The sequence below is a fragment of the Amycolatopsis azurea DSM 43854 genome, from assembly GCF_001995215.1.
GTDB classification, from domain to species: domain Bacteria; phylum Actinomycetota; class Actinomycetes; order Mycobacteriales; family Pseudonocardiaceae; genus Amycolatopsis; species Amycolatopsis azurea.
In genome coordinates this window covers 189,340-207,705 of the sequence record NZ_MUXN01000015.1, presented here as the reverse complement: position 1 = coordinate 207,705, position 18,366 = coordinate 189,340, and the positions used below count along the sequence as shown (strand labels likewise).

Sequence of the window (18,366 nt, the reverse complement as noted above, 5' to 3'; positions counted from 1 at the left end):
GAGGCGCCTCTGCCACAGGTATGCGATGCATATTCGATGCATGAGTATCAGTGTGCACGGCGATGCGCGATCATCGTGACCGGGAGCAATGCAGGATCGATGCGATGCGACAGTGTTCGGCAGTGTCCGGGAGTGGAGGAGGTGCGATGAGTTCACTCACCACCCCGACAAAGGGGACGAACCCGGCCGAGAAGGCCGCGGGCGCTGGTGCGAAGTGGGCCGACGACCGGTATCACCTGGCCAAGGGCATGCGGCACCAGATCAACAAGGTGTTCCCGACCCACTGGTCCTTCCTTCTCGGCGAGATCGCCCTCTACAGCTTCATCATCCTGTTGCTGTCGGGTGTGTACCTCACGCTGTTCTTCGACCCCTCCATGGAGGAGGTCGTCTACAACGGCAGCTTCACCGGTCTGCAGGGCGTCGAGATGTCGCGGGCCTTCGCGACCACGCTCGACATCTCGTTCGACGTCCGCGGCGGTCTGTTCGTCCGCCAGCTGCACCACTGGGCCGCGCTGATCTTCGTCGCCTCGATGATGGTCCACATGTTCCGGATCTTCTTCACCGGCGCGTTCCGGCGCCCGCGTGAGGCGAACTGGGTCATCGGCGCGCTGCTGCTGGTCCTGGGCATGTTCGAGGGCTTCTTCGGCTACTCGCTGCCGGACGACCTGCTCTCCGGTACCGGTATCCGCGCGACCCTGTCGGGCATCGTGCTGTCGGTGCCGGTCATGGGCACCTGGATCCACTGGGCGCTGTTCGGCGGGGAGTTCCCGGGCAACGAGATCATCCCGCGCCTGTACACGATCCACATCCTGCTGCTGCCGGGCATCATGCTCGCCCTCGTGGGCGCGCACCTCGCGCTGGTCTGGTACCAGAAGCACACGCAGTTCCCGGGCGTGCGCCGCAAGGAGACCAACGTCGTCGGCGTCCGCATCATGCCGGTCTTCGCGCTCAAGGGCGGTGCGTTCTTCGCGCTGGTCACCGGCGTCATCGCGCTGATGTCGGGGCTCTTCCAGATCAACCCGATCTGGAACATCGGCCCGTACAACGCGGCGCAGGTCTCGGCGGGTTCGCAGCCCGACTGGTACATGGGGTGGGCGGATGGATTGCTGCGGATCTGGCCGCCGTGGGAGTTGTATCTCGGCGACCACACGGTTCCACCCGTCTTTTTCGCCGGCGCGGTGGGTATCGCGGTGCTCCTCACGCTTCTGCTGTCCTACCCCTGGCTGGAGCGGAAGCTGTCCAAGGACACCGCGCACCACAACCTGCTGCAGCGTCCTCGCGACGTCCCGGTCCGGACTTCGCTGGGCGTGATGGCGATCAGCTTCTACGTCGTTCTCACGCTGTCGAGTTTCAACGATATCTTCGCTTATCAGTTCGACCTTTCGCTCAACGCGCTCACCTGGGCGGGCCGGATCGGGCTTCTCCTCGTGCCGCCCACCGCGTATGCGCTGACATATCGGATCTGCCTGGGTCTTCAGCGGGCCGACCGCGAGGTGCTGGAGCACGGTGTCGAGACCGGCATCATCAAGCGCCTGCCGCACGGTGAGTTCATCGAGATCCACCAGCCGCTCGGCCCGCTGCCGCTCGAGTACCAGGGCGCGTCGGTGCCGAAGAAGATGAACAAGCTCGGCTCGGCGGGCAGGTCTCTGTCCGGGACTTTGCTGAAGCCAGATCCTCGGGAGGAGACCCACGCTCTCGAGGTCGCCCGCCGCAACGGGCATTCCGGGGGAGGCGCGGACCGATGACCGCGTTGCCGGGCTCCGTACCGGGCGGTCGGGCCCTCGGCGCGGTCATCGGGACGTGCGCCGCCGGTGGAACGATGCTGTCGCTCGCCGCGACGATCGAGACCGCGTCCTTGTTCGTTGTCGACGATCCGTTCCTTCGCCCGATGGCTGTGATCGTGGTGCCCGTCGTCGTCCACGGGATGCTGATCGTGACCATTGTGGACAGTAGGCACAGCGGGAGGCGGAAGTCCGCTTCGGTGATCGCCGCGCTGTTCGGGTTCTACCTCGTCGCCGGAACCGTCTGGGCGGTGATGTCACATAGCCCAGGCGAGAACACGATGGTGCTGATGACGGTTCTTCAGAACACGACAGGTCCGCTTCTCCTCTGCGCCTGGCGAGGCTTTGCCATGACAGATGCCGTGAACCGACCTCGGAGGGGAACGTGGGGCTGACTTTCTCCAGCGTGGTGGACGCCGAACTGGGCGAGGTCTTCGACTGGTTCTCCCGGCCGGGGGCGATTCACCGGCTGACTCCGCCCTGGCAGCCGATCCGTGTCGGCGCCGAAGCCACTTCCTTGCGCGATGGACGCGCCGAACTCGTCTTTCCCGGCGGCGTCACCTGGATCGCCGCCCACGACGAGGCCGAATACGATCCGCCGCGCCAGTTCGTCGACGTGTTCGCCAATCCTGTGTTGTCGCCTCTGCTGCGGTGGCGTCACACACACCGGTTCGCTCCCGCCGGACCGCGGCGGACCGAGGTGATCGACGTGGTCGACACCCCGGTGCCCGCACCCTTCCTCCGGTCGATGTTCGCATACCGGCATCGTCAGTTCGCCGCCGATCTCGCCGCACAGCAACGGTACCGTTCCCGCCCGCTGACCGTGGGAGTGACCGGGGCCGGAGGACTCGTGGGGACGGCCCTGACCGCCTTCCTCACCACAGCAGGTCATCGGGTCGTCAGGCTGGTCCGACGTCCGGCGCGAGACGCCGAAGAACGAACTTGGGATCCTTTCGCTCCCGCCGAAGATCTTCTCGAAGGTTTGGACGCCGTGGTCCATCTCGCCGGGGAGCCGATCGCGGGCCGGTTCACCGACGGACATCGTCGCGCGGTGCGGGAGAGCCGGGTCGGGCCGACCCGCGTCCTCGCCGGGCTGGCCGCGCGGACGACCGGGGGTCCCGGGGTCTTCGTGTCCGCCTCGGCCGTCGGCTACTACGGCACCGGACATGGTGACGAGATCCTCTCGGAAACGAGCCCCCGCGGTGACGGATTCCTCGCGGACGTCGTCGAGGATTGGGAGACAGCCACCGCACCGGCGTCCGAGGCAGGCCTGCGGGTCGTTCTTGTCAGAACAGGCTTGGTCCTCAGCCCCCGCGGCGGCCTGCTGCGCTTGCAGCGCGCCTTGTTCGGCGCGGGTCTCGGCGGTCCTCTCGGTGACGGCACACAGTGGATGCCGTGGATCGGCTTGGACGACCTGACCGACATCTACACCCGGGCCCTCACCGACGAAACGATGGCCGGACCGGTCAACGCGGTCGCGCCGGAGCCGGTCCGCAACGCCGACTACACGCGGGTACTCGGACGGATCCTCCACCGCCCGGCGCTGATGCGGGTCCCCGAGTTCGCGCCCCGGTTGCTGCTCGGCCGCGCCGGAGCGGGCGAACTCGCCCTCGCCAGCCATCACGCACGACCGGATCGTCTGACCGAAGCGGGGCACGTCTTCCGTCATCGGGAGCTCGCGGGCGCGCTCTCCCACCTGCTCGGCACCACGACGTCAACCGACATGGAACAACAAGAGAAAACCACGTGACCACGGTTCACGGGCTTTCTCGCCGAGGGTGCTTTCGCCTCGACCGGGCCAAGACCATCTACAGTGGACTTACACTTCCGTCCTATATGGACTTTCTTGTATCTGATGATCGCCGTCAGCCGCCGAGCTCGTCGAGCGCGGCGGTGAACGACACGGGCACCGGTTCGCCGACGATAGGAAGCCCCGCCCAGCCCGGCCCGGAGGGGCGTACCGGGATGCCGTGCGTGTGGAGGGCCCGCAGCAGCGCGACGTCCGCAGAGTGAGGCGTCATCGACCAGATCACGATCGCGTGGGGGAGAAAGCGCTCCTTGAGGGCGTGCAGCACGTCGACCGATACGAAGGTACCGAGATACATGGCGGGAGCTCCGTCATCCTGGAGCGCGGCGCCGAGCATCTTGATCGGAAGTTCGTGTCGTTCCGCGGGGCCGCTGAGCAGGAGGACAGGAGGCCTCCGGCCCGCGGTGAGATTGCCCGGCCCGGTGTAGCGATCGACCGCCGAGTCTGCCGCCGTCGCCAATGCCCATTCGGAGGCCATCACACAGCCCTCCCCACGGCGATTCCAACGGATGCCGAGAGATTTCAGCACAGGCGAGATGACCTCTGTCCAGGTGGACGCGACCCCCAGGGTCTCGAAAGCCTCGTCGAGAAGACCGGCCAGCGCCGTCATGTCGAGCGCCTCGGTCGATTCGACGAGGCGATCTCCCCGTTCTTTGGCTGTTTTCTCGGCGGCTGAGCGGGTGAGGACCAACTCTGCCGCTTCACGTGCGCTGGTTCCCTGTGCCTGCAGCGCTCGCATACGCCGCAGCCGCCGGACGTCTTCGGGGGAGTAGCGGCGGCGACCGTTGGCTGCGCGCTGTCCGGCGCCGATCCCGTAGCGCTGCTCCCAGGACCGGAGAGTCACCTGGGAGACGCCCAAGCTCCGGGCGACTTCACTGGATCCGAGCAGCCGCGAGACACCGTCGACAGTCAACTTGCCTCCACTCCTTGCCTGCTCTCGTAGTTTAGTCACCGATGACCGCCTGTTCACTTCGGACGCGGGAGCGACGTCCGTTCGACGACCACCCTCGGCGGTGGGGTGAAGGGGAGTCGCACGACGCCCGGGTCAGCGGTCCGCTGCGGGCTGGTGGGCTTGTGTGGTTGGGCTCGCTCGCCAGCGGAGTCTGCGTGCGTAGTCCTCGTCTCGGCGTTGCCCGGCGAGGGTGACGAATCGTGCCTGCGCTTCGGCGGGATCGGCGCCGCGCAAGGTCAGCTCGGCGAGAACGTCGACCGGCCAGGTGAGCAGGATGCCGTGCCGGGCGAAGTAGACCGCCACGGTGCGGATCCGATGGGTGTCGGCGGTGTCGAGCCAGACGGCGCCGAGCAGGTTCCATACCCAGCGGTGCGCTCGCTGGCCCGAATCGACTCGGACGGCGCAGTTGACGTCGAGCAGCGTGGATCCTCGCGGGCCGGTCAGGAGCAGGGTTCCGTCGTCCCAGTGGTCGAACACGACCGGCGCGGTGACGCCCCACGGTTCGCCCACCGCGCGTGAGCCGGTGAGCGCGCGCAGATCGTCGAGGACGCCGGTGGTGACCAGCCGGTGAATGAGCGCCAGCGGGTCGGTGATGGCGGTGTCGTCGGCGAGGGCGTGCAGCTGTCCGAGGGTGGGAGAGCCTTCTTTGAACAGGTGGAAGACGGGGTGTGTGGTGTCGGCGCGGTAGGCGTAGGCGAAGGCGCCCAGCAGCCAGGACACCCGGGCCAGTCCCGCTTCGCGGCCCGGTCCGCCGACGTGGCCCAGCGGCGCGTGCTCCCATAAGTACGCGCGGATCCGGTCGAACAGCTCGGTCAGCATCGGTTCGTGAACCGGCGGCAGTGTGTTCGGCTGGTCGACCTCGAGGACCGCGGCGCCCCGTTCGTGCGCGACGCGCAGATCGAGCCAGCCGGTCGGGGTCGGGCGGAAGTCCAGCGCACGGGCGCGATCAGCGGCAGGCAACCGCGCATGAGTGGGATAGCGAGCGGCCTGCGCGTGTGCCCAGTCCCAGGACGCCAAACCGGACCTGATCAGCCCCAGCAGCGTTGTATAGGGCGGGGCGGCCTGCACCAGCGCGGACAATCGCGCGCTGAACGTGCGTGCTACTTGAGACCAATGGCGCCGGTCGACCTTTTCCGCCGGCCGGGTGACGTCCGCGCCCCGTACCCGTTCCCCGACCTCGTGTGCCACGTCGACCGCGCCGACGAGGTGCTGTTCGCACCACTCGGCCAGCTCGCCGTTGGACAGATGAGACACCAGAGCCATGTGCGAAATCTTAACGCGCCGTCGAACCCCGATTACCCTGATCCCGAGTCACGGAGTGGTGGCGGTTCCAAGCGCGTGGCGCGCTGAAGTCGTTGACCGGCAACAAATTTGTCGGCTGTTCGCCCACGGCCGTATCGGTTCACCGGAGAACTCGTTCTCGTGGTGCTGGTCAGTGCTCGCGCCGCAAGGGATCTGTGGGTGCCCGAGTCCTCGGCCCTGCTCAGCCGGTCGGAGTGCTGTCGGAGTTGTCCGGAAGAACACCTTGATCTACGCCAAGAACGCCCGAAGCGCTGTCGCAAGGTCGGCTGGATTGTCCTCGGCGACGTGGTGCCCGGATTCGATCGCACGCCCGCTCACGTCCTTGCCCCATTCCTGCCAGATGGTCAACGGGTCGCCATAGAGGTCTTCGAGGTCGTCGCGGCTGGACCACAACACGAGTACGGGGCAGGCGATTTTGTTCCCGGCCGCTTTGTCGGCGTCGTCGGCTTCGCGGTCGGGTCCGAGTCCGGCGCGGTAGTCTTCGAGCATCGCGTGGACGGTTTCGGGGTCGTGGATCGCGCGCTGGAAGTCGGCGTGGTTCTCCGCGCCCATCGCTTCCGGGGCGCCGCCGTACCAGGCGTCGGGGTCGGCGTTGATCACGCGCTCTGCGGGTTTCGCGAGCTGGCCGAAGAAGAACCAGTGCCACCAGGCTCGGGCGAAGTTCGCGTCGGCGCGGGAAAGGTGTTCACCGATGGGAAGACCGTCGAGAACAGCCAGTTTCGTGACCGCTTCGGGGCGGTCGAGAGTCAGTCGGTAGGCGACCGAGCTACCGCGGTCGTGCCCTGCGATGGCGAATCGCTCATGACCGAGATGCCGCATGAGTGCGATGATGTGCCTGGCCATAGCGCGTTTCGAGTGGGCGGAGTGGTCTTCGGTGGTCTCGGGCTTCGAGGACTGGCCGTAGCCGGGAAGGTCCGGGCAGACGACGGTGAACGCGTCCGCGAGCCGGGGCGCGACGTCGTACCAGGTGGTGTGGGTGCGGGGATGTCCGTGCAGGAGAACGAGAGGCGGCCCCGATCCGCCGTGACGGACCCTGAGGGTCGCTTCACCGACGTCGACGTTTTCGAGCTTGAAGCCTTCGAACATACCTCTTCGATAGCCTGCATCAACCGGGGCTAAACGCACATTGTCAACTGGTTGCCCGATGGAGACGTCCCGGACCCCATGTTCCGCCAGCTGTACATCAGGCCAGGCCGAACACCCGGCTGTTACGACCCGGACCCAGCAGCGCGTGAGGACCGGCTTCGCGCCGCCCCACATGCCGGCAACAAGACTCCGGTAACGACGAGCTGAGAGTCCGCAGCCGTGCGGAAAGCCCCTCCGGTGCTCGGCCGTCGAGCCGGGCGCTCGTCGTCACTTTCGCTTCGTCGGCGAAGGCGACGCGAAACCCGGCGCGGAAGAGGCGATGCCACAAATCGTGATCCTCGGCCGTGCTGATCGGAAGGAAGCCGCCCACGGCGCGATAGGCGCTTGCTCTGACCGAGAGGTTCGCGCCGTACACGTTTCCATGGCCCGCGGGGCTTCGTGCCTGAGCCAGGAGAGCTTCGTATCGGGGCTGTGCGGCGGTCGCGAGTCCGGAACTCAACTGTGCTGTTCCGGCCACCGCGTCCCAGCCGGCCTCCGCCCGGCGCACGTGACGTACCGCCCAATCGCGTTTCACCACGGTGTCCGCGTCCGTGCTCAGCAGGAGGGTGCGGGTCGCGCCGTGATGGTTCAGACCGGCCAGCAGGTGCCGCGCGCCCAGTGCGCGGACAGCCCCGATCGTCAGGTCGTGAGTGTTCACGCAGACCTGTGCGCCGGCTTTCCTTGCGAGTTCGGCGGTGTCATCACGGCATCGATCGGCCACCACGCAGACCTGTCGTTCCACACCCGGCGGTAGCTCGCGTAAGGCCTCGCGAAGGGCGTATAGACAGCTCGGGAGTTCGGTTGCTTCGTCGCGCGCGGGAATCAACACTCCGACGGAGGTGATCACCGCCGTGTCAGGACGTCGACCAGGAACTCGTCTTCACGGTGTTCCACAAGGGGCCGCAGACCAGGGTGCGTCCGCAGTCGTTCGTGGACCTCTTGCCCGTGGTGGGGTGCGTCCGGCGCTTGGGGGCGCCAGTGCACGGCGAGCACCTGGCCGCCCGGCCGCAGCGTTTCCAGGGTGCGGTCGAGGGTCGCCGTCAGATCCGGTTCCGACAGGTAGTAGAGGATCTCGCTCAGTACCACCAGGTCCGTCGGGCCCTTCAGGTCTCCCGGCAGCGCACCTGCCGTGAAATCCACTGTGGACAGATGTGCTGACCGGTTCCTGGCGGCCGACAACGCTGCGGGCACCGGGTCGAACGCGTGGACCCGGTCGCAGCGTGCCGCCAGCTTCACTGTCAGCGCGCCGGTGCCACACGCCGGTTCCACGGCCACGCCGTAACGCTCCGAAGGCAGCGCGGCCAAGGCGATCGTCCTTTTTCGACGTTCGTACCAGCTGTCCATGGCCCATGGATCAGGTTCGCGATAAAGCGTTTCGAATCTGCTGACCGGTGTCGAGACCGACCGGGGTTCGTGGAAGAGGATCTCCCTGCCGAGGGTGAAGTGCTCCAGGATTTCGGGCGTGAGGATCGGATCTTCCCCTCGGGGGCCCGGCTCCAGCTGGGAGGGGAAAGCCTGGATCGCCTTCGCCTTGACGGCCGCGCTCCCGTCGTCCAGCCGGATCTGCGTGGCCCGTGCCCACGGGGTGCCCGGATCGTCCGGCGTGCCCAGGTGCCACAGCCAGATCGGGTAGGACCATCGGTACGCGCCCAACGGCGCGGCCCGGAACGCGGCCCGGCCCGCCGCCCGGTGGTCCGGATGAGGATCGTCCGGCCATGGCGCCAGGCAGAGTTCGCTGTCCACGGAAAGTTCCCGGACGAGGCCGGTCAGTGCGGTCTCGTGGTCGGCCAACGCGGAGTCGGGGAGACCCGCCCACACCGGTTCCACGTCACCCATCCCCTGACATCGCAACGCTTCCAGGAGCTCCATGCGGCGGCGTGTACCGAGAGCCCGGCGCTCGTCGGCCGAGGAACCGGGAAACGCGCCCTCCCCGTCCGTGGCGACGATCAACCGGATCTCCGCTCCCCGCGCGTGCAGTCGCTGAAGGAGTCCGGACACGCCGAGTGTCTCGTCGTCCGGATGCGCGGCCACGACACATACGCGACGGACGTCGTCGTGCGGAAAGGGCGGAAGCGACTCCGTGATCACCGCTGCGCGCCCTTCAGTAACTCGGCACCCAGGGCCGCGAGATCGCGGGCACCGTGATGCTGCCGGACGTAGACCAGGAGATCCGCCAGTCGCCGCGGAAGACGGCGGTCGCGGCACAACGCCGTCGGCCCGGTGATCTCCGGGGCCAGGTCGAGGATCTGCCTGGCGGTGCGCTCGACGGCGGCCCGGCAGAGCGCGCTCAGCATGGCCGGGTCGCCTTCCGAACCACCGTCGACGACGTCCGCCGTGCGCACGAGCAGCGCGTCCGCCTCGTGGGTCACTGTGTGGAGCGTCCCGAGGTGGGCGTGCTGGTGTTCGTCCGCCGAGCCGCGATCCACGAGAAAGGCCAGCACCGAGTCCAGGACGGCCGCACAGCCGCCCAGCCAGACCGCGGCGACGCCCGCACCGCCGACGGCGAACCCCGGTCGCGCCACGTACCAGCCGGGCTCGCCGACGACGTGCGCGGTGGTCACCGGTACCCGGTCGAACCGCACGTCCCCGCTGTCGGAGGCGTCCATGCCGATGGCCTGCCACGTTTCCGGCAACGCCTGAACACCAGGCTCGCGCAGGTCGACGTCCAGCAGGATCGGGGGGCCATCCTCGAAGTCAGCCACCACGAGGGCCCTGTCGAGGACCTGGGCCCCGGAGCAGAACCGGACCGTCCCGGTGAGGGCGCCGCCTTCGACGGCGGCCCCGGTGCCGCCGGAGCGGGCGGCCCAGACGCCGTACAGCGCTTCCGGCGCGGGGTCATGGCCGGCTTCGGCCAGGATCGCGAGGGCGTCAGTGTGGCCTTCGGCGATCCGCCCGAGCACCAGGTCGCGACGGCCGAGCCCGGCGAGTGTCGTCCAGCGGCCCCACGTGTCGCCCCCGCCAGGGCGGGGCAGGTCGAGGACGCCGTTCGCCATCAGCAACCGCACCATGGCGGTGATGGTTTCGATGGTCCTCGGCTCCGGCAACGGTTCGGGCGCGGTCGGTTCGAGCAGGGTCTTCATCGGTGTGGCATCCCCGGATCGGTCGGTCAGCTGTTCATTACCCGCTCGGCCCGTTCCCACACGCGGTGCAGTCCCACGCCGTCCACCAGTTCGGTGGAGAACGGTTTGGCGACCTCGTCGGCGAGCACCATGCCCGGCGCGCCGACGTCGATCCCGGCGTCGGTGAGGACCTGGACGCCGTCGCCCCAAGCACCGATGACCTTGCAGTGGCGGAACGCCTCCTGCAGCAGCACGGTCAGCTTGACGTCCTGCAATCCGGCCGTGCCGTCGGCGACCACCACCGCGTCGAACTCGATGGAACGAGCGGTGAGAAACGTCCTCGACACCGGTTGCTGACCGCGTCCGCGCTTCAGCGTGCCGCCCACAGGGGCCAGGACGCGCAGGATCCCGCCTTTCGCCTCCACGGCGCGGCGGAGTTTGCCCACCCCGGCGAGGTCGGCGCCGGAGGCGGCGACCACCCCGATGATGCGGCCCGCGATCGGGCCCGGTCCCGTCGGGATCTGCGACAGCGCCGCCGACGGCGTGACATCCTCGGCGGGGGTGCCGTCCGGAGCGGGTAGGCCGAGCCCGTCGGCGACCGCCGCGCACAGTTCGGCGTCGACCCGGGCGAGCGATTCCAGCATCCGCTCCTGGATCGTCGTCGAGAAGCACTTTCCCAGCTCGAAGGTGAACGCCTCGATGACGTGGACCTTCTCGATCCCGGACAGGCTCTTCCAGAAGAGCGTGGCCTGCGAGAAGTGGTCGTCGAACGACGCCGGGTTCGCCCTGACCTTGGGGCCCCCGACTTCGACAGCCCGGTGGACGTAGGCGCCTTCGGCTTCCGTCGCCGTCCTCGGCAGGCCGTCGTCGACACTGTTGGGCAGATATGGCGCCTGACCGTGGTGGATGAGGGTCTGGTGCATCCCGTCACGCAGGTTGTCGTTGACGGCCGCGTGCGGGCAGTTGATCGGAAGCTGGGTGAAGTTCGGTCCACCCAGCCGGGTGAGCTGGGTATCCAGATAGGAGAACAGCCTCGCTTGCATCAGCGGATCGTCCGTCACCTCGATACCCGGCACGAGGTTCCCGGTGTGGAACGCGACCTGTTCGGTCTCGGCGAAGTAGTTGGTCGGATTCCGGTCCAGGGTGAGCTTGCCGACCAGCTGGACCTCGGCGAGTTCCTCCGGGATGATCTTGGTCGGGTCGAGCAGGTCGATCCCTTCGAACATTTCGTCGTCGGAGTCCGGCAGCACCTGCAGCCCGAGCTCGTACTCCAGAGGCGCTCCAGCGTCGATGCCGTCGGCCATGTCCCGGCGGTGGAAGTCGGGATCGGCGCCCGCGGCGATCTGGGCTTCCTCCCAGACCAGGGAATGCACGCCCGCCACCGGTTTCCAGTGGAACTTCACCAGGCTGGTGCGGCCTTCGGCGTCGACGAGCCGGAAGGTGTGGACGCCGAAGCCCTCCATGGTGCGGTAGGAGCGTGGGATCCCCCGGTCGGACATCGCCCACATGACGTGGTGCGTCGCCTCGGTGTGGAGGGAGACGAAGTCCCAGAAGGTGTCGTGCGCGGTCTGCGCCTGCGGGATCTCGACGTCCGGATGAGGCTTGCCGGCGTGGATGACGTCCGGGAACTTGATGCCGTCCTGGATGAAGAACACCGGCATGTTGTTGCCGACCAGGTCGAAGTTTCCCTCGTCCGTGTAGAACTTCACCGCGAACCCGCGGACGTCGCGGACCGTGTCCGCCGAACCGCGGGAACCCAGCACCGTCGAGAACCGCACGAAGACCGGAGTCTCGCGGCCCTTCTGCAAGAAGCCGGCCTTGGTCACCGAGGAGGCGTTCCCGTAGGCACGGAAAGTGCCGTGTGCGGCGGCGCCCCGCGCGTGGACCACCCGCTCCGGGATCCGCTCGTGGTCGAAGTGCGTGATCTTCTCGCGGAGGTGGAAGTCCTCCATCAGGGACGGTCCCCGCGGACCGGCTTTGAGGGAATGATCGGTGTCCGGCAGGCGGACCCCCTGGGCCGTCGTCAGGTACTTCCCGCGCTCGCGGTCCGCAGCCTGCCTCGACTCGGTTCGGCTGGGCTCTGCCTGCTCGTCTCGGCGTTTCGGGGGCATCGATTCTCCTTGCCGGAAGTGGTGGTACGCCGCAGATACCCCGCCTCCGCAGCGTCTAAGCGTGCGCTTTTCCTTGTGCCTCCAAGAAGAAAGTGATGATCGATCCGATGTGTGCGATGGCGCGGTGCGGGGTACTCGGATCGTCTGTACCCGAACGTGTGAACCCGGAGAGCCACCATGATGACGAGAGCCGCCGTCCCATCGTCTTCCGAAGTCGTGGAAGCAAGCGGAGGCGCCTTGCTCGCCGTCGGGCCTGTCGTCACGTTCTTCACGTGGTGGTCCTGGTGGACGGTAGCGGGCATCGCCCTGACACTGGCCGGCGTGCTTTTGCTTGCTTCGACGAGGGCCATCCGCGACGGGACGGGAGTCCCCGGATGACTGCCGAAAGGCGGATCATCAACCCGTGACCGTCCGGTCGCAGCTTCTGGGCGGCATGATCATGGGACTTTCGATGGCGTCGCACGGGAACGGGGTCCTCGATCCCCGTGTGGGCCAGACAACCGACCAGGATCTCGCCGGATACCACATCGCGACCAGCGCCGACATCGAAGACGTGCGCGCGGACTGGATAGACGAGCACGATCCGCACTTCAATCCCATGGAGAGCGGCGAAATCGGCATCGTCGGTACGGCTGCGGCGATAGCCAACGTCGTCCATGACGCCACCGGCGCGCGAGTGCGGGATCCGCCGATCACCCTCGACAACCCCTGCCCGGATTGCCCGGGTGAGTGATCCTCGCCCGACCCGGGCTCAGCGCTGTCCGGTCCTGCTCTTGAGGTAGCCCGCCGCGGCGGTGGCCACGAACAGAACGGCACCCACGATGACGAGCCAGAAGAGTCCCTTGATGACGAAGCCGAGCACTACGCATACCAGCCAGACCACCAGCAGGAAAACCAGAAACGCCACCATTTCGACCTCCGTACTCGAAGTGATCTTCGAAGCCTATTCCTGCGTTCGCGTACCTGCCAGCGGGAACGCCTCAGTCCCTCAATAGCGGCTCAGCCGGACCGTCGACGCTTGAGCGTCCCGCAGCTCCAGCGTCCACGACAGACACTGGACCAGCACCGCCATCACCTCGGCCGGTGTTCCACGGGTGGCGAGATCGGAGTGGATTTCGAGGTCTCCGGCGTCCCTGTTGAGGCTGGCGGCCAGGGCGCGCAAGGCGGCGCGCGGGCCGGGCGGCAGGATGTCCACGTCGACCGGCTCGTCATGCTCGGTCGTCACGTCGAAGGTGAACAGAGCGCCGCTGTTTTCCGGGGTTCGAGCGCGGATCATCCGGGCACTGGCGCTGATCAGGTCCTGCAAGAGGACGCTTGCACGGGCTCGCGAACCGTCCGCCACCATTCTGGCCAGAACGTCGGCAACGTAGTCGTGGTCGCCGGTTCGCGTGGCCGTGACGAGCCTCTCGGCCAAGTGGCCGATGTCCGTGTCGAAGTCGGTCATCCTCAGGGATACCCGCTGTGGACTTCGGTAATCACCCGGCGATCGAGACGTGTCTTCCGTGAGGTGAGGGCCCTGCCAGCCCACTGCTGGACTGGCAGGGCGGGGGCCGCTCCGCCCCTGTGAGCGAACACCTCGGGGCTATCTCTGGCAGGCGCGCTCAACCATGCCGGTCGTGACAAAGAGGGTCAGTTGCCACTGACCCGGCCATGCGTGGAATGTCGCGTCGGCCCAGAGTGGTCCAAAGTGGACCGATATCGCCGATTCTCGACACCGATCGCGGCCGGGGGCTGATCCTCATGCGTGCCCTCATGGACGAGGTCACCGTCGAACAGGGAAACGCCGGAACCACCGTCTATCTGAAGGCGAGGATCTTCTGATGGGTACACAGCTCACCCTCACCACGGACAGCCGTGAAGACGGCACCGTACTGCTGGTCGCCTCCGGCGAAATCGATCTGAGCAATGTCAGCGCTTTCAGCAGCGCGCTTGCCCACGCCACGCAGAGCGGTGCGGCCATCGTCGACCTGCGCGGGGTGGACTATCTCGACAGTGGCGGCATCAACGCGCTGTTCACCTACGCCGACCGGATCCGCATCCGCACCCATTCGCTCCTGATGCCGGTTCTCACCGTCAGCGGACTCGTCGAGCTCGTCGACATCGAGCAGTGATCACCCTCCGGCTTCGCCGAGGGGCACCAACGGCTTTACCGGCTCAAGAGCCGGGTATGCGCGTTCATGAACGACTTTCGCCACGCCGCCACGATCGACCTGCCCGCGTCCGACTTGTTCGCCTACCTGCGTGAACCAAGGAACCTGCCGCGCTACTTCCCTCAGATGACTCAAGCCGAGCCAGAAGGCGGCGATACCGTGCATGTCGAAGCCGACGTGCACGGCCGGCACGTCGAAGCTGACGCGTGGTTGAAGGTGGATGCGGATAATCGTTCCTTGAGCTGGGATTCTCAAGGTTCGCACGACTATCACGGCCGGTTGTCGGTCGAGGACACCGGGCCGAACGAGTCCCGATTGACCGTTATTCTGAGCAGCGTCCGCGAGGCAGACGGGGAGGAAGTGCAACGGGGACTCGAGAAGGCTGTCGCCGCGTTGGCGCATACCGCGGTCGCGGAATCCGATGTCGAGGCCGCCGCGGAGCAAGGCGGGTGGTCGGGGCATTCCTGACCCGGATACGCGAAAGAACCCGGCCATCGGTTTTGGGCCGTCTGTAGGCGGCCCGTGCCCTCGGCACCTCTGGAGCGGGGCAGGGTGCCGATCCTGATGTACCACCGAGTGGTCTCGAAGCCTCGTTCGGCGCACGCGCTGCTGGTCCGCCCAGGCCACGGTGACCTGGGCGGACCAAAACCCGCGTGACGCGCTACCCCGCTGTTTCGGGCCCGCCATCTCTCGGCCGCGATGGCGAACCGCCCGGCAGAGCCGGGATCGCGGAAGGGGAAGAGTCCGGCCCTGGGTTGGCAAAATCGCGACCGCCCCATCGTCGAACGGTGATCGATCGCGGATCTTTTCAGGGGTGCAGGACGACTTTCGTCCAACCGTCCTCGCGCTTGTCGAAGTGATCGTAACCTTCCGCCGCCTGGTCGAGGTTCAGCTCGTGGGACACGAGAAAGCCTGGCGTGGCGACGCCTTCGGTGATCAGGTCCCGCAGCCGGGCGTTGTACTGCTTGGTGTTGCATTGGCCGGTGCCCATGGACTGGCCCTTGAAGAAGAAGGTGCCGTAGTCGAAGGCGAGTTTGCCCTCCTTGGCGAGTTCGCCTTCCGCACCAGGGTCTTGGGGAACGTAGACGCCGACCACGCCGATGCCGCCCGTCGGTTTGACCGCGGCGACCAGCTCGTTGAGCACGATCTCCGGCTGTTCGGTGCCGTCCGGGCTGTGAGCCTGGTAGCCGACCGCGTCGACGCCGCGATCGGCGCCGCCGTCGGTGAGGTCGGTGATCCGCTCGACGGAGTCGCCTGTGGACCGATCGATCGGGATCGCACCCACCTGTTCGGCGAGTTTGAGACGATCCGGCTGATGGTCGACGACGAAGACGCGCGACGCGCCCTTGATCGCGGCGGAGTGCGCGGCCATGAGTCCCACGGGGCCCGCGCCGTAGATGACGACGGTCTCGCCCGGTTGCATCTTCGCCAGCTCGACGCCGTGCCAGCCGGTCGGGAAGATGTCCGAGAGCATGGTGTAGTCGAGTTCGTGCTCGGTGCCCTCGGGGAGGACGAGGGCGTTGAAATCCGCCCACGGGACACGCAGGTACTCGGCCTGGCCGCCGTTGTAGGGGCCCATGCTCGCGTAGCCATATGCGGCGCCGGCGCTCCCGGGGTTCGCGCGCAGGCAGAAACCGGTCAGGCCCTTGAAGCAGTTGTCACAGGTCCCGCAGGCGATGTTGAAGGGGAGCGAGACACGATCGCCGACCTTGATCCGTTCGACGGCGTCCCCGACGGACTCGACGATCCCCATGTTCTCGTGTCCGAGGACCTTGCCTTCCTCGACGTCGGTGCGCCCTTCGTACATGTGCAGGTCCGAACCGCAGATGTTCGTGGTGGTGATCCGGACGATCGCGTCCTTCGGGTCCTCGATCCGTGCGTCCGCGACGTCTTTGACGGCGACGTCGAACGGTCCTTGGTAAACCAGTGCTCGCATGGGTGCCTCTTTCTATCTTGGTAAATGGGTGAGGATCCGTCGGATCAAGCGTCCGCTCGTCGGCGGGCAGGTTTCCGCCCCGCGCTACGAGCGACGACGATGCCCACGGCGAGCGCGGCAAGCGACGTCAGCGCGTGAAGAACGTTGTCGGCCCAGTTGACGTTCACCGTGTCGCCGGCTGAAGTGGTCGCTGCCGAAAGAACACCGAAGGCGGTCAAGCCCGCGAAGGCGATGAAGATCATCCAGGTGTAGCCGTAAATCGCCGAAGGTTTCAACACCGCCGCCACGCCGAGAACCCCGACGATGGTGCGGATGATGTTCAGCATGCCGGTGGCGCTGAAGATCCAGACCGTGTTCTCGCCCGTTTGATTGGCTTCCGGCAAGAAAAAGAAGCCGAGCACACCCAGTACGAGATGGACCAGCGCGATGAGCAGCACCACCGGTCGTAAAGACCGTCCGATCGTGTTCTCGTTCATCGAAATGCCTCCGTTCGAAGGCCTGGCGCCGTGCTGCTCGTCAACGACGCGGCCGGGCCGAGCGCGGGGGTGGCCGACCGGCTGGCTGTTCAACGAGCCGACCACCACTCGACTGGTACCCGTAGCCGGTGGCGTCACACGCGAAGTCCTCATCGGATTCGCGGGTGCTCAAATTCGTCGGCTTCCGCCCTGTGAAGGTTGGCTGGGTGGCGTACGGTGGATCATGCGTGGGGCTCAGACCCGCAGCTTCGCGTGCACGACGCCGATGTCCGTCGCCACGCACGTGCGTGGTCCGGCGACGCGTTTCCGCGAGTCTCCCTTCGTGCATACCGCGCAGGCCTGCTTGGCGGCCGTGTCGTCCCGATTGTCGGGAGGCCACCGATGACTCCGTCCTACACAACCCCCGGTCATAACGGACGTTCTGCTTCCGTCCTCGCCGCAGCACTACCCGATGGCCTGGGCTTCCATGCCCGGCTTCTCGGCGTGTCGACGGCGCGAGTCCGGGAGCAAACCGTGACAGTCGACCTGCTGGTTCTCAGCGTGTCCGGTGATCTCGATACGTGCACGGCGCCGTTGCTCCAGCACAATCTTTCCCAAGCTCTGCCCGCAGTCACAGTGCTCGACTTGTCGCGACTCGAATTTCTCGGCGTGGCGGGCCTGCAGGTCTTGGAGGCCGCGGCGACCAACGCGGTAGCCGAACGCCGCCGGATCGGCCTGGTGACCGGCTCCGACTCGGTACGGCGCATCATGCGGCTGTTCGACCTCCACCTGCGTGTACCGGTTTACCCGCTGCTCGGGGACGCGCTCCGGGAACTGACCTAGACCGGAAGGGTGGCCGTGGCGTACGCGGCCAATCGCTCGCCGAGATCCTCGCAAACCGGGAGCTGGGAATCGTCCTTGTCCCACATGGCTTCGCCCGCGTAGGCGTCTCGCGTGAACGTGGCCACCACGCGGGGCGAAGGAAGGATCCCGGCGCCGAGGCGCTCGACCACGACCAGGTCTTCCCGGCTGTCGGTTTCGAGGGCGAGGGCCCATCCTTTGCCTTCGTTCCACACCAAGGCCACGTCGCATCCGGGATGACCGGGCAGTTTCCGGTCCAGGGCGATGTACGCCCCGGCGTTCGGATCGAGCTGGGCGTAGTAGGCGTTTCCACTCAGCCTGAGTTCCTCGATCACGAGCCGCACGTAACGGTGCAAGCCCCGGATGACCGTTTCACCGAATTCCGACTCCATGCCATTCGCCCCTTGTCGTCTCGTCGTAGCGCGGCGCCGACTGCTTGACGCGACAACGGGAACCGACCCGTCCGAGCGCAGAATGACCCCTGGTGGGGCGGTTCAAACCTGGACTCCGTCCACGCTGCCGGGTGGCCGCGAGTCTGACACCGTGAAGACCATGACCGCACCCGGACCAGAGCCACAGGACGCTCCCGGCTTGGAGCCGGGCGGTTCCGTATCGCCTGGTGACACCCCTCCGGACGCCGGGCAGACCTCGGGCCTGTCCCATCCGCAGCCGATCCCGTCGCGTAAGCCCGCCGTCATCACACTCGCCGTGATCGCGGACCTGGTCTTGGGAGTCGCGGGGTTCTTCGTCCTTCGTGCTCTGAACCTCTTCTGAGCGAACCGATCGAAGACAGCCCAGTACCCGTCGGCGGTGCACGTTTGGCACCA

At 67.0% G+C, this 18,366-nt stretch carries 20 protein-coding genes and 1 pseudogene; 9 read left to right on the top strand and 12 right to left on the bottom strand.

Annotated features, from left to right (window positions below):
• Positions 1-146: 146 nt before the first annotated feature.
• From qcrB to B0293_RS20895, 3 genes are read left to right on the top strand one after another with little or no spacing between them, the layout of a single operon-like run.
• Positions 147-1,745, top strand: a complete 1,599-nt coding sequence (qcrB, locus tag B0293_RS20905; protein ID WP_077241351.1) for a cytochrome bc1 complex cytochrome b subunit — start codon at positions 147-149, stop codon at positions 1,743-1,745.
• The gene (locus B0293_RS20900) at positions 1,742-2,176 is read left to right on the top strand and encodes a hypothetical protein (RefSeq protein ID WP_005165394.1); all 435 of its coding nucleotides are present in this window, start codon (positions 1,742-1,744) and stop codon (positions 2,174-2,176) included. Before qcrB ends, B0293_RS20900 begins: the two co-directional genes overlap by 4 nt.
• On the top strand, positions 2,167-3,531 hold the full coding sequence (locus B0293_RS20895; RefSeq protein WP_005165395.1) for a TIGR01777 family oxidoreductase: 1,365 nt from the start codon (positions 2,167-2,169) through the stop codon (positions 3,529-3,531). Before B0293_RS20900 ends, B0293_RS20895 begins: the two co-directional genes overlap by 10 nt.
• A 115-nt stretch (positions 3,532-3,646) precedes the next feature.
• Here B0293_RS20895 and B0293_RS20890 read toward each other — a convergent pair whose 3' ends face one another.
• The 7 genes from B0293_RS20890 to B0293_RS20860 all read right to left on the bottom strand — a co-directional run bounded on the left by B0293_RS20890 (position 3,647) and on the right by B0293_RS20860 (position 12,137).
• Positions 3,647-4,501, bottom strand: a complete 855-nt coding sequence (locus B0293_RS20890) for a MerR family transcriptional regulator (protein ID WP_005165396.1) — start codon at positions 4,499-4,501, stop codon at positions 3,647-3,649.
• A 132-nt stretch (positions 4,502-4,633) separates the two neighbouring features.
• On the bottom strand, positions 4,634-5,803 hold the full coding sequence (locus B0293_RS20885) for a hypothetical protein (protein ID WP_005165397.1): 1,170 nt from the start codon (positions 5,801-5,803) through the stop codon (positions 4,634-4,636).
• 267 nt (positions 5,804-6,070) lie between these two features.
• On the bottom strand, positions 6,071-6,928 hold the full coding sequence (locus tag B0293_RS20880) for an alpha/beta fold hydrolase (protein WP_005165401.1): 858 nt from the start codon (positions 6,926-6,928) through the stop codon (positions 6,071-6,073).
• 97 nt (positions 6,929-7,025) lie between these two features.
• Positions 7,026-7,814 (bottom strand): glycosyltransferase, encoded by a 789-nt coding sequence (locus B0293_RS20875; RefSeq protein ID WP_077241350.1) that lies wholly within the window; start codon positions 7,812-7,814, stop codon positions 7,026-7,028.
• Positions 7,811-8,998, bottom strand: coding sequence for a bifunctional PIG-L family deacetylase/class I SAM-dependent methyltransferase (locus tag B0293_RS20870; RefSeq protein ID WP_005165404.1), 1,188 nt, complete (start codon positions 8,996-8,998; stop codon positions 7,811-7,813). The genes B0293_RS20875 and B0293_RS20870 overlap by 4 nt, the downstream gene beginning before the upstream one ends.
• 53 nt (positions 8,999-9,051) lie before the next feature.
• Entirely contained in the window at positions 9,052-10,047 is a 996-nt protein-coding gene (locus B0293_RS20865) for an acyl-CoA dehydrogenase family protein (RefSeq protein ID WP_005165406.1), read from the bottom strand.
• 26 nt (positions 10,048-10,073) lie between these two features.
• Positions 10,074-12,137 carry a catalase gene (locus B0293_RS20860; RefSeq protein ID WP_039919403.1) on the bottom strand — a complete coding sequence of 688 codons (2,064 nt, stop codon included), beginning with the start codon at positions 12,135-12,137 and terminating at the stop codon, positions 10,074-10,076.
• Between the two features lie 400 nt (positions 12,138-12,537).
• On the opposite strand from B0293_RS20860, the pseudogene B0293_RS20855 reads away from it, so the two are divergent.
• Positions 12,538-12,870, top strand: a pseudogene (locus B0293_RS20855) (xanthine dehydrogenase family protein molybdopterin-binding subunit); the annotation flags it as partial.
• 18 nt (positions 12,871-12,888) lie between these two features.
• On the opposite strand, the gene B0293_RS43545 reads toward B0293_RS20855, so the two are convergent.
• Both B0293_RS43545 and B0293_RS20850 read right to left on the bottom strand, forming a co-directional pair.
• Positions 12,889-13,047 (bottom strand): hypothetical protein, encoded by a 159-nt coding sequence (locus B0293_RS43545; RefSeq protein WP_005165416.1) that lies wholly within the window; start codon positions 13,045-13,047, stop codon positions 12,889-12,891.
• A gap of 78 nt (positions 13,048-13,125) precedes the next feature.
• Positions 13,126-13,581, bottom strand: coding sequence for a hypothetical protein (locus B0293_RS20850; RefSeq protein WP_005165419.1), 456 nt, complete (start codon positions 13,579-13,581; stop codon positions 13,126-13,128).
• A gap of 206 nt (positions 13,582-13,787) precedes the next feature.
• Between B0293_RS20850 and B0293_RS44870 the strand changes: the two genes are divergently transcribed.
• The 3 genes from B0293_RS44870 to B0293_RS20840 all read left to right on the top strand — a co-directional run bounded on the left by B0293_RS44870 (position 13,788) and on the right by B0293_RS20840 (position 14,755).
• Positions 13,788-13,958: an ATP-binding protein gene (locus B0293_RS44870; RefSeq protein ID WP_407640102.1), complete on the top strand. Its 171-nt coding sequence runs from the start codon at positions 13,788-13,790 to the stop codon at positions 13,956-13,958.
• Positions 13,958-14,248 carry an STAS domain-containing protein gene (locus B0293_RS20845; RefSeq protein ID WP_005165422.1) on the top strand — a complete coding sequence of 97 codons (291 nt, stop codon included), beginning with the start codon at positions 13,958-13,960 and terminating at the stop codon, positions 14,246-14,248. Before B0293_RS44870 ends, B0293_RS20845 begins: the two co-directional genes overlap by 1 nt.
• Positions 14,249-14,314: 66 nt before the next feature.
• Positions 14,315-14,755 (top strand): SRPBCC family protein, encoded by a 441-nt coding sequence (locus B0293_RS20840; protein WP_005165423.1) that lies wholly within the window; start codon positions 14,315-14,317, stop codon positions 14,753-14,755.
• A gap of 340 nt (positions 14,756-15,095) precedes the next feature.
• Here B0293_RS20840 and B0293_RS20835 read toward each other — a convergent pair whose 3' ends face one another.
• Together B0293_RS20835 and B0293_RS20830 are read right to left on the bottom strand one after the other, a co-directional pair.
• Entirely contained in the window at positions 15,096-16,223 is a 1,128-nt protein-coding gene (locus tag B0293_RS20835; RefSeq protein WP_005165425.1) for a glutathione-independent formaldehyde dehydrogenase, read from the bottom strand.
• 44 nt (positions 16,224-16,267) lie between these two features.
• Positions 16,268-16,699, bottom strand: coding sequence for a DUF4383 domain-containing protein (locus tag B0293_RS20830; protein ID WP_005165429.1), 432 nt, complete (start codon positions 16,697-16,699; stop codon positions 16,268-16,270).
• A gap of 513 nt (positions 16,700-17,212) precedes the next feature.
• On the opposite strand from B0293_RS20830, the gene B0293_RS20825 reads away from it, so the two are divergent.
• Positions 17,213-17,521: an STAS domain-containing protein gene (locus tag B0293_RS20825; RefSeq protein WP_052014580.1), complete on the top strand. Its 309-nt coding sequence runs from the start codon at positions 17,213-17,215 to the stop codon at positions 17,519-17,521.
• Here B0293_RS20825 and B0293_RS20820 read toward each other — a convergent pair.
• Complete coding sequence (locus B0293_RS20820) at positions 17,518-17,931, bottom strand: DUF6292 family protein (protein ID WP_005165434.1); 414 nt, start codon at positions 17,929-17,931, stop codon at positions 17,518-17,520. The two genes, B0293_RS20825 and B0293_RS20820, sit on opposite strands and share 4 nt — an antisense overlap.
• Before the next feature lie 160 nt (positions 17,932-18,091).
• Here B0293_RS20820 and B0293_RS20815 point away from each other — a divergent pair, with 160 nt between their 5' ends.
• The gene (locus B0293_RS20815) at positions 18,092-18,313 is read left to right on the top strand and encodes a DUF6480 family protein (protein WP_039919412.1); all 222 of its coding nucleotides are present in this window, start codon (positions 18,092-18,094) and stop codon (positions 18,311-18,313) included.
• Positions 18,314-18,366: the final 53 nt, after the last annotated feature.